4 protein-coding genes and 1 pseudogene are annotated in these 4,656 nt (G+C 51.1%); 4 read left to right on the top strand and 1 reads right to left on the bottom strand.

Features of this window, described 5'->3' with window-relative positions:
* The 4 genes from recD to AACR77_RS01145 form a co-directional block, all read left to right on the top strand.
* A partial coding sequence (recD, locus tag AACR77_RS01155; RefSeq protein ID WP_042879285.1) for an exodeoxyribonuclease V subunit alpha occupies positions 1-1,276 on the top strand: 1,276 nt, incomplete at its 5' end.
* A gap of 36 nt (positions 1,277-1,312) precedes the next feature.
* Positions 1,313-2,620, top strand: coding sequence for a dGTP triphosphohydrolase (dgt, locus tag AACR77_RS01150; protein ID WP_081999354.1), 1,308 nt, complete (start codon positions 1,313-1,315; stop codon positions 2,618-2,620).
* Complete coding sequence (locus AACR77_RS23060; protein ID WP_081999353.1) at positions 2,553-2,792, top strand: hypothetical protein; 240 nt, start codon at positions 2,553-2,555, stop codon at positions 2,790-2,792. The genes dgt and AACR77_RS23060 overlap by 68 nt, the downstream gene beginning before the upstream one ends.
* Before the next feature lie 170 nt (positions 2,793-2,962).
* Positions 2,963-3,418 (top strand): primase 1D-like protein, encoded by a 456-nt coding sequence (locus AACR77_RS01145; protein ID WP_134997310.1) that lies wholly within the window; start codon positions 2,963-2,965, stop codon positions 3,416-3,418.
* A gap of 583 nt (positions 3,419-4,001) precedes the next feature.
* On the opposite strand, the pseudogene AACR77_RS01140 reads toward AACR77_RS01145, so the two are convergent.
* Positions 4,002-4,656 (bottom strand): annotated as a pseudogene (locus AACR77_RS01140) (ammonium transporter); the annotation flags it as partial.

Genomic DNA, 4,656 nt, shown 5'->3' with positions numbered 1-4,656 from the left:
CACGGTGGCCAAGCTCCTCGCCATCCTGGTGGAGACCGGCCTGCAAGGGGGCAAGGCCCCGGCGATCCGGCTGGTGGCCCCCACCGGCAAGGCGGCGGCGCGTCTGACCGAGAGTATCGGCGCTGCCCTGCAGGCCCTGGATCTGCCCCCCGAGTGGGTGGAGGCCATCCCCACCGAGGCGGGCACCCTGCACCGGCTGCTCGGGGTGATCCCCGGGCGCAGCCAGTTCCGCCATCACAGAGGCAACCCGCTGCACCTGGACTTGCTGGTGGTGGACGAGGCCTCCATGGTGGACCTGCCGATGATGGCGCGCCTGCTGGATGCACTGCCGAGCCATGCCCGCCTCATCCTGCTCGGCGACAAGGATCAGCTCGCCTCGGTGGAGGCGGGGGCCGTGCTCGGGGATATCTGCAGCTTTATCGAACAGGGCATCAGCCCCGCGCAGGCGGATTGGCTCTCCCGCCAGACCGGTTATCGCCTGCAAGGCACGCCAGCGGGGGCCAGCGTGCGCGACAGCCTCTGTTTGCTCTCCAAGAGCTGGCGCTTTGACCAGCACTCCGGCATAGGCCAGTTGGCGCGGGCCTGCAACAGCGGCGACGGGGCGGCGGTGGAGGAGGTCTGGGGCGCAGGATTTGGCGACATCCGCCTGCACCCCTGGGCGGGGGAGGCCTACAACGCCTTGATTGCCCAGGGGGTCGCCGGTTATGGCAGCTACCTCAAGGCGGCCCGGGCCGGAGAAGATCCGGCGGCGGTGTTCAAGGCGTTCAACGGCTTCCAGATCCTCTGCGCCCTGCGGGATGGCCCCTTCGGGGTGACGGGGCTCAACGAGCGGCTCGAACTGGCCCTCGCCAAGGCAGGGCTGATCCAGCGTGACGGCGACTGGTATGCGGGCCGCCCGGTGATGGTGGTGCGCAACGACCACGGGGTCGGCCTCTACAACGGCGACATGGGGCTCTGCCTGCCCGATGACACCGGCCGCCTCAAGGTATGGTTCGAGCAGCCGGACGGCACCCTGCGGGCCCTGCTGCCCAGCCGGTTGCCCCCCCATGAGACGGTCTACGCCATGACCATCCACAAATCCCAGGGCTCGGAGTTTGCCCAAACCGTACTGGTGCTGCCCGACAGCCCCAGCCCGCTCCTGACTCGTGAGCTGGTCTACACCGGCATCACCCGCGCCAAGGCCCGCCTCGATCTCTACGGCGATCGCGCCCTGCTGGCCCAGGCCGTGCGGAAAAAGACCGAGCGTTATTCGGGATTGGCACAGAGGTTGGATTAAATAGTTATTATTGATAAATAACATGGAGATTTTAATATGAAAGTATTATCAAAAATGAGGCTTAGACCATCTGAGAAAAAATATGATGACTTTCCCTCTATTTCATTAAGTGATCATGCTAGATATATTTACTCTGCATCATTTAGACGGCTGCAGATGAAAGCTCAAGTATTTTCTTTGGAAAATAATGCAGCTGTAAGGAGCCGACTCACACATTCAATGGAAGTCGCTCATATAGGTGTATTCTTAGTACAAAAAATAGTCGAGTTGATAAGTGAGGAACTCAGCAAGGGAAAGGCTATAAATCCATATCTAAAATTTATATTAGATGAGGATGTTGCGATAAGAAAAACTGTTGAAACAGCATGTTTAATACATGATGTTGGTAATCCTCCCTTTGGTCATTTTGGAGAGTCCGCTATTTCAACATGGTTTGGAGAGAACAAGGCAATACTGGAGGGTAAAAAGAAAGTAAATTTATCTGAAAGTGATTATAACTATAATGATTTTATTCATTTTGATGGCAACCCACAAGGGCTGAGAATTATATCAAAGCTTCAGGGGACTGATGCATTTGGTTTAAACTTGACGACATCTCAACTGGCAGCATGCATAAAATATGTAGCCTCTAATGATACAGTTGGAAGTAACAAGTTACATCATAAAAAAATGGGGTATTTCTCAACGGAAGAGAAAGTTGTTAGCGCAATAAAGACTGATCTGGGGGTATCTGGTAGGCATATATTGGCATACCTCATGGAAGCTGCAGATGACATATCCTACTGTATTAGTGATATTGAAGATGGATTTGAAAAGGGGATCGTCTCTTACGAACTATTCTTCAAATACATTAAGAAATCCATATATGATTTCTGTGAACGAGATCGTGATGTAGGGGCTGTCTATTCTGAATTGCCAAAGTTGAGGTCTCATATAGAGGATGCCGAATACATAATCAGCAAATATAATGAAAACTTTAATGACTGTACTGAAGAACTTGAATATAAGTTTCTACTATTCAAAACAACATTAACTAACTTGAGTGTGAAGCTAGTAGCTTTTGATTTCTTTGTTAAATTTGATGATTACTTGAATGGGAATGTAGATGCTCTAATTAGAGAGCACACATTGGTGTATGATTTACAGGAAATTCTAAAAGACTTTACCAGAAAGTATATATTTACCTCTGCTGAGGCAGAAAGAATGGAGTTAGGTGGGTACGCTATAATATATGGACTGCTTGATAAATTTTCTCCTTTACTTGAATTAAGTCGGGATGATTTTATCAAAATTGTGGAAAAAAAAAGCCGGCAAAAAAATGGCTATTTGCACTCGCCTTTTTAACCTCTTATCTGATAAACATGTTCGTGCATATGTTCGCTCCTTGCATGAAGGTGTGTGCGATAAGGTTGAATTTAATTTAAGATGCCATTTGATTACTGATTATATAGCAGGGATGACAGACTCATTCTCTTTGGAGACCTATCAACTTTTGAACGGGATAAAGGTGGGCTAAACGTGGCAGTTAATAAAATAAACGTTAATCGACATCCCGCATCTATATACATAGAGCATCTTAGAAACTATTGTCAGCACTTCTCATCTGATTTAACTCTTCTATCAATGAAGACATATACATATATACCCTCATCCTTGTCTGATCCGCACAAGGAATTCAGAGTTGTTTTGTCTGAAGTCAACACGGATTGGTTAGATAATAAAATTAAATGCATGAGGCCATCAGAAGAGCTTGCTATAAATTCAAAAGTGTATTTTGATCATGATATATCACGTTACATACCTATGGTAGATTTGGGTATAAGTAAGTTTACGAGTGATATATTTGGTGTAATTAATGACTTTATGAGTCAATGGAATATGGATTTTTTTGTCTTTGATAGTGGCCGCTCTATGCATTTATATGGAAAGGAGCTTCTTGATAGTCATGATGTCTGGGTGAAATTTATGGGGAGTCTGCTTTTATTAAATCAACGAGGAGGTAGGAATATTATTGACACTCGTTGGGTTGGTCATCGTCTGCTTGGTGGGCAATCATCACTCAGGTGGTCAAATAATACCATGCAATACAAAAGGTATCCTGTATATATAGGTATGTTATCTGAACTTATCCATATTAAATGATATTGTAGATTGATTGTTTAACATACCTCCCCCTGTTAAGGGGGAGGAAATTAAACATAAAATAGACCTTGGCAAAATCACAAGGCGTAATTAAAGTTCTTTTAATTCTGTTTTGTATATTGGGCTTCGCAGGCTCAGCGCCAACCTACCACTGTGTCGGTTGTGGTTGAGCGAAGCCCAACGTTTACCGCGAACTCTCTTTTTCCTGCTCCTTATCCCCAGCCCTTCTCCTCCTTTTTTAATAAACGGGAGAAGGGAGCAATGCTGTTACCGCTGTCCGATTACGCTTCGCTAATCGAACCTACCTGGCTGCTACCTCGATTATTTGATTCGTCCAGACAGGGGGCGCTTGGTTGCTCCTCCCCGCCAAGGGGGAGGCGGGGAGGGGGTTATGGCCCCATCCGTCAGCCGGCACGGCATACTCCGACTTTCCCCTTGAAAAGGGGAGGGGGCAAAGCAGGTGGTTCACCGGCTGCGTGGCAGAGTGGCATCACTCGAACCGTCCTCCTGCCTTCAGGGGCGCAGAGCCGCCAAAAAAAACGGGGCCCGAGGTGTCCCCCGGGCCCCGTATCCGATGGCCGTGTCAGATGCTGGATTTGACGCTGACGAACTCGGGGTAGGCATCGATGCCGCACTCGTGGACATCTACACCCATCATCTCTTCCTCTTCGCTGACCCGCAGGCCCATGGTGGCCTTGAGCAGGCTCCAGACCACAAGGGAGACGACAAAGACCCAGCCGAAGATGGTGGCAGCACCCAGCAACTGGGCACCGAAGGTGGCGCTCGTGTTGGAGAAGGGCACCACCATCAGGCCGAACAGGCCGCAGACGCCGTGTACCGAGATGGCTCCGACCGGATCATCGATCTTCAGGCGATCGAAGGCGACGATGGCGTAGACCACCAGGGCACCGGCCAGGGCGCCGATCAGGCTGGCGAACAGCGGGCTGGGGGAGGCCGGGTCGGCGGTGATGGCGACCAGGCCGCCGAGGGCGCCGTTGAGGATCATGGTGAGATCCGCCTTGCCCCAGGTGAGCTTGCTGACCAGCAGGGCGCCGACCACACCGGCGGCCGCGGCGGCGTTGGTGTTGACGAACACGGTGCCGATGGCGGTGGCGTCAGCGGCGCTGGAGAGCGCCAGTTGGGAGCCACCGTTGAAGCCGAACCAGCCCATCCAGAGGATCAGGGTGCCCAGGGTCGCGAGCGGCAGGTTGGAGCCGGGGATGGGGTAGATCACTGTG

The sequence above is a fragment of the Aeromonas sp. ZOR0002 genome (assembly GCF_963866995.1).
Taxonomy (GTDB): domain Bacteria; phylum Pseudomonadota; class Gammaproteobacteria; order Enterobacterales; family Aeromonadaceae; genus Aeromonas; species Aeromonas caviae.
This window is presented reverse-complemented; position numbering and strand designations above follow the sequence as displayed.